The sequence below is a fragment of the Escherichia sp. 94.0001 genome (assembly GCF_013369155.2).
Lineage (GTDB): Bacteria > Pseudomonadota > Gammaproteobacteria > Enterobacterales > Enterobacteriaceae > Escherichia > Escherichia coli_F.
In genome coordinates, this window is the sequence record NZ_JABWMS020000319.1 from 1 (window position 1) to 255 (window position 255).

General features: G+C 60.8%; 1 protein-coding gene. It reads left to right on the forward strand.

What is annotated here, in order from left to right:
• Positions 1-255, forward strand: a 255-nt coding sequence (locus HEN33_RS27275) for a phage minor tail protein L (RefSeq protein ID WP_183083574.1), incomplete at both ends; no start/stop codon positions are given.

Genomic DNA, 255 nt, shown 5'->3' on the forward strand with positions numbered 1-255 from the left:
TGGTACTCTGGGAAATCGACCTGACGGTACAGGGTGGTGAGCGGTATTTTTTCTGTAATGAGCTGAATGAAAAAGGGGAGCCGGTCACCTGGCAGGGGCGTAAGTATGAGGCATACCCGATTGACGGCAGCGGCTTTGAGATGAACGGCCGGGGCAGCAGTGCCCGCCCGTCGCTGACGGTGTCCAATCTGTTTGGCCTTGTCACCGGGATGGCGGAGGACCTGCAGAGCCTGGTGGGGGCCACGGTGGTCCGCC